This window comes from Burkholderia sp., assembly GCF_018375725.1.
Taxonomy (GTDB): domain Bacteria; phylum Pseudomonadota; class Gammaproteobacteria; order Burkholderiales; family Burkholderiaceae; genus Burkholderia.
Genome location: NZ_JAHACR010000284.1, coordinates 1 through 5,408, shown reverse-complemented (window position 1 = coordinate 5,408; position 5,408 = coordinate 1). Strand labels below are relative to the sequence as shown.

4 protein-coding genes are annotated in these 5,408 nt (G+C 61.8%); all 4 read left to right on the top strand.

The genetic code is table 11. The features are described from left to right. The coding region (locus KH616_RS20765; RefSeq protein ID WP_292250399.1) for a PrkA family serine protein kinase at positions 1-1,527 on the top strand (1,527 nt) is incomplete at its 5' end. Between the two features lie 128 nt (positions 1,528-1,655). After that, positions 1,656-2,924, top strand: coding sequence for a YeaH/YhbH family protein (locus tag KH616_RS20760; protein WP_292250398.1), 1,269 nt, complete (start codon positions 1,656-1,658; stop codon positions 2,922-2,924). Next, positions 2,921-4,600 carry a SpoVR family protein gene (locus KH616_RS20755; protein WP_292250397.1) on the top strand — a complete coding sequence of 560 codons (1,680 nt, stop codon included), beginning with the start codon at positions 2,921-2,923 and terminating at the stop codon, positions 4,598-4,600. Before KH616_RS20760 ends, KH616_RS20755 begins: the two co-directional genes overlap by 4 nt. Before the next feature lie 231 nt (positions 4,601-4,831). Continuing rightward, the coding region (locus tag KH616_RS20750) for an MFS transporter (RefSeq protein ID WP_292250396.1) at positions 4,832-5,408 on the top strand (577 nt) is incomplete at its 3' end.

The window sequence follows — 5,408 nt, the reverse complement described above, 5'->3', positions numbered from 1 at the left end:
TATGCGCTGAAGGGGTCGCCCGTCAACGAATCGCCGCTCGGGCTGTTCGACTACGACGAGGACGGCCCGATTCTCGAGGAACAGTACGGCATCCCGCGCCGCTACCTGAAATGCATCCTGAGTCCGTGGGCGGTGAAGCGCCTGCACGAGTACAACGGCGACATCCGCCAGTTCCGCGTCGTGCGCCGCTATCCGTCGATCCTGCGGCAGATCGGCATCGCCAAGACCGAACCGGGCGACGAGAACAACCAGGATATTTCATCGCTCGTCGGCAAGGTCGATATCCGCAAGCTCGAGCAATACGCGCAGGACGATGCGGATGCATACAGCTACTCCGGCGGCCTGTGTCTCGCGAACCAGGGCCTGCTTGAATTCGTCGAGATGTTCAAGGCGCCGATCAAGGTGCTGCACCCGTTGCTGACGGCGACCCAGGAAGGCAACTTCAAAGGCACCGAAGGGTTCGGCGCGATTCCGTTCGACGGCATCATCCTCGCTCACTCGAACGAGTCCGAATGGAAGGCATTCAAGAACAATCGCAACAACGAGGCGCTGCTCGACCGGATCTTCGTCGTGAAGGTGCCGTACTGCCTGCGCTCGTCCGAAGAGATCAAGATCTACGAGAAGCTGATCCGCAACTCGTCGCTGGCCGAAGCCGTGTGCGCGCCCGGCACGCTGAAGATGATGGCGCAGTTCTCCGTGCTCACGCGCCTGCACGAGCCGGAGAATTCGAGCCTGTTCTCGAAGATGCAGGTGTACGACGGCGAGAACCTGAAGGACACCGACCCGAAAGCGAAGTCGTATCAGGAGTATCGCGATTTCGCGGGCGTCGACGAGGGCATGACGGGCGTGTCGACACGCTTCGCGTTCAAGATCCTGTCGCGCGTGTTCAACTTCGACTCGACGGAAGTGGCGGCGAATCCGGTGCACCTGATGTACGTGCTCGAACAGCAGATCGAGCGCGAGCAGTTTCCGCCGGAAACCGAGCAGAAATTCCTGTCGTACGTAAAGGACGTGCTCGCATCGCGCTATGCGGAGTTCATCGGCAAGGAAATCCAGACCGCCTATCTGGAGTCGTATTCGGAGTACGGCCAGAACATCTTCGATCGCTACGTCACGTATGCGGACTTCTGGATCCAGGATCAGGAGTTCCGCGACCACGACACGGGCGAGAGCTTCGACCGCGCCGCGCTGAACGCGGAGCTCGAGAAGATCGAGAAGCCGGCCGGCATCAGCAATCCGAAGGATTTCCGCAACGAGATCGTGAACTTCGTCCTGCGCGCGCGCGCGGCGAATGCGGGCAAGAACCCGGTATGGACGAGCTACGAGAAGCTGCGTGTCGTGATCGAGAAGAAGATGTTCTCGAATACCGAGGAATTGTTGCCGGTCATTTCGTTCAACGCGAAGGGCTCGGCGGAGGAGCAGCGCAAGCATGAGGACTTTGTGAACCGGATGGTCGCGAAGGGCTATACGCCGAAGCAGGTTCGGCTGCTTTGCGACTGGTACCTGCGCGTACGCAAGTCGTCATGACGCGCGTCGTGCAGCACCCGTGCGGCGAGCCGCACGGGCGTCACCCTGAGAGGCGCCGGCTCGCATGACGGGACACGGCATGCGCGGCGGGCGCCCCGGCATATCGACATTCGAGCGGGAGACCGGGCGTGCTTCATCAAATCATCGACCGCAGGCTGGCCGGCAAGAACAAGAGCATTGCCAACCGCGAACGCTTTTTGCGTCGCGTCAAGAACTATATCCGTCGCGCCGTTTCGGACGCGGTGCGCGACCGTAGCATCAAGGATATCCAGAGCACGCAGAGCATCACGATCCCGCGCAAGGACATCGCCGAGCCGACTTTCCGGCACGGCCCCGGCGGGCGCCGCGAGTTCGTGCATCCCGGCAACGAGGACTACGTGCGCGGCGACAAGATTCCGCGTCCGCAGGGCGGCTCGGGCGGCGGCGGAAGCCAGGCCAGCAACGAGGGCGAAGGGCAGGACGACTTCGTGTTCGAGCTGTCCCGCGATGAATTCATGCAGTACTTCTTCGACGATCTCGAACTGCCGCGCCTCGTCAAGACGCATCTGCTGACGGTGCCGAGCTGGAAAAACGTGCGCGCGGGCTGGGCGGCCGAAGGCACGCCGAACAATATCGACGTCGTCCGCTCGCTGCGGAGTGCGCTCGGGCGCCGCATTGCGCTGGGTTCGCCGCTCGTCAACGCGCTGCGCGAGCTGGAAACGCAGCTCGAAGCGCTGAAGAACGATCCCGAAGACCGCTGCGCGGAGATCGCGGCGCTCGAGGATCAGATTCATCACCTGAAGGGGCGCATCTGGCGCATCCCGTTCATCGATCCGTTCGATCTGCGCTACATCAACCGCGTGAAGCAGCCGCAGCCGTCGAGCCAGGCCGTGATGTTCTGCCTGATGGACGTCTCCGGCTCGATGGACGAGCAGCGCAAGGATCTCGCCAAGCGCTTCTTCATCCTGTTGTACCTGTTCCTCAAGCGCAACTACGAGCGTATCGAGGTGGTGTTCATCCGCCACCACACGCGCGCGGAGGAAGTCGACGAGGACACCTTCTTCCATTCGACGGAGAGCGGCGGCACGGTCGTGTCGAGCGCCCTCGAACTGATGCGCAAGGTGATGAACGAGCGCTACTCGCCGACCGAATGGAACATCTACGGCGCGCAGGCGTCGGACGGCGACAACTGGACGGACGACTCGCCGAAGTGTCGCAAAATCCTGGAAGAGGATATCCTCACGAAGACGCGTTACTTCGCCTATATCCAGGTTGCGCCGGAAGAACAGAATCTCTGGCTGGAATACGCGCAGCTGATGCAGTCGCAACCGCATCTCGCGATGAAAAAGGTGGAATCGGCTGCCGATATCTACCCGGTGTTTCGCGAATTGTTCGAAAAGCAGGTGGAAACGTCATGACGAGCCGCCATCTGCACAGCGAATCGCGCGGCTACGAGCCGCGTCGATCGGGCGACGACACTGCCGGTCGTGCCGCGACGCAGCAACGCGGCCGGGCCGACGTGTCGGAGCCGCCTGCCGACTTGCCCGGTGCCGGGCAGAAGGAAGCGCGTATGAACATTGCCGAACGAAAGCCGTTGCCGTGCCCGTCCGACTGGACTTTCGAGCTGCTCGAGGAATACGACACGCACATCGCGCAGGTCGCCGAGCAGTACGAACTCGATATCTATCCGATCCAGCTGGAGCTGATCAGCGCCGAGCAGATGATGGACGCCTACGCGTCGGTCGGCATGCCGGTGAACTACCGGCACTGGTCGTTCGGCAAGCACTTCCTGTCGACCGAAAAGAGCTACCGGCGTGGCCAGATGGGGCTGGCCTACGAGATCGTCATCAACTCGAATCCCTGCATCGCGTATCTGATGGAAGAGAACACGATGACGATGCAGGCGCTCGTCATCGCGCACGCCGCGTACGGTCACAACTCGTTCTTCAAGGGCAATTACCTGTTCCGGCTGTGGACCGATGCGCACGCGATCATCGACTATCTCGTCTACGCGAAGAACTATGTCGCCGAGTGCGAGGAGCGCTACGGTCTCGATCGCGTCGAGGAACTGCTCGACTCGTGCCATGCGCTGATGAACTATGGCGTCGACCGCTACAAGCGGCCGCAAAAGCCGTCGCTGTCGAAGGAATCGGCATTGCGGCGCGAGCGCGAGGCGTATTTGCAGTCGCAGGTCAACGAGCTGTGGCGCACGCTGCCGGCGAAGAAGCACGCGCTCGCCGAAGAGCAGGAAGACCGCTATCCGCCCGAACCGCAGGAAAACCTGCTGTATTTCGCCGAAAAGAATGCGCCGCTGCTCGAACCGTGGGAGCGGGAAGTGATCCGCATCGTGCGCAAGATCGGCCAGTATTTCTACCCGCAGCGGCAGACGCAGGTGATGAACGAAGGCTGGGCGACGTTCTGGCATTACACGCTGCTGAACACGCTCTACAACCAGGGCAAGCTGGCGGACGGCTTCATGATGGAGTTCCTCCATTCGCACAGCAACGTGATTTACCAGCCGCCCGTGACGAAACCGTATTACAGCGGGATCAATCCGTATGCGCTCGGTTTTTCGATGATGAGCGACATCCGGCGGGTCTGCGAATCGCCCACCGACGAGGACTACAAGTGGTTCCCCGAGCTGGCCGGCAGCCCGTGGCTGCCGGCGCTGCATTACGCCATGCGCAACTTCAAGGACGAAAGCTTTATCGCGCAGTACCTGTCGCCGCACCTGATTCGCGAGATGCGGCTCTTCTCGGTGCTCGACGACGATATGCGCGATGCGCTCGAGGTGTCGGCGATCCACGACGACAGCGGTTATCAGTACGTGCGGCAGGCATTGTCGAGACAGTACGACATCCATCATCGGGAACCGAACATCCAGGTCTGGTCGGTCAACACGCGCGGCGACCGCAGTCTGACGCTACGCCACTTCATGACCGACAACCGGCATCTGGCGAACGACAGCGACGAGGTGCTCAAGCATATGGCGCGGTTGTGGCAGTTCGACGTCTATCTTGAAAGCGTCGACGAGGCGGGCACCGTGCGCAAGCGCTACGAGTGCCGCTATACGCCGCCCGAGTTGCGCCTCTGACGTGACGGGCGGTTTGCATCGGACGCCAGCCTGCGGCTGGCGTTTTCACATGACGAATGGTTGACGGGAGAAAATTTTTCTACATCCGGACGAACCCGGACAGTCTCTTACATTACATTTGGCTAAAATCCGATAACGCCGTGCGCCGGAACCGGTGCCATGCGCGTCCGTCAGCGGCGGCGCCATGCCGACCGCCAAGCCAAAAAAGCACTAAAAGGAACAGACCTACCCATGGACGTTCAGACCGACCAAGCCGTGATGTCCGCGCAGGATACCCGGCGTCGCGTGTTCGCCATCGTCGGCGCCTCTTCGGGCAACCTCGTCGAGTGGTTCGATTTCTACATCTATTCGTTCTGCGCGCTGTATTTCGCGCCCGCGTTCTTTCCGAGCGGCAATACGACCACGCAGCTGCTGAATACCGCCGGCGTGTTCGCGGCGGGCTTCCTGATGCGCCCGATCGGCGGCTGGCTGTTTGGCCGCATCGCCGACAAGCACGGCCGGCGCGCGGCGATGATGATCTCGGTGCTGATGATGTGCGGCGGCTCGCTCGTGATCGCGGCGCTGCCGACCTACGCGCAGATCGGCGCGCTTGCGCCGGTGCTGCTGCTGGTGGCGCGCCTGTTCCAGGGTCTGTCGGTCGGGGGCGAATACGGCACGAGCGCGACCTATATGAGTGAAGTCGCGCTGAAGGGGCGGCGCGGCTTCTTCGCATCGTTCCAGTACGTGACGTTGATCGGCGGCCAGCTGTGCGCGCTGCTCGTGCTCGTGATCCTGCAGCAGACGCTGTCGGCCGCCGAGCTGAAGGCGT

Coding starts and splice junctions, on each gene's coding strand:
- KH616_RS20755 (WP_292250397.1), top strand. CDS start 2,921: ATGACGAGCCGCCATCTGCACAGCGAATCGCGCGGCTACGAGCCGCGT.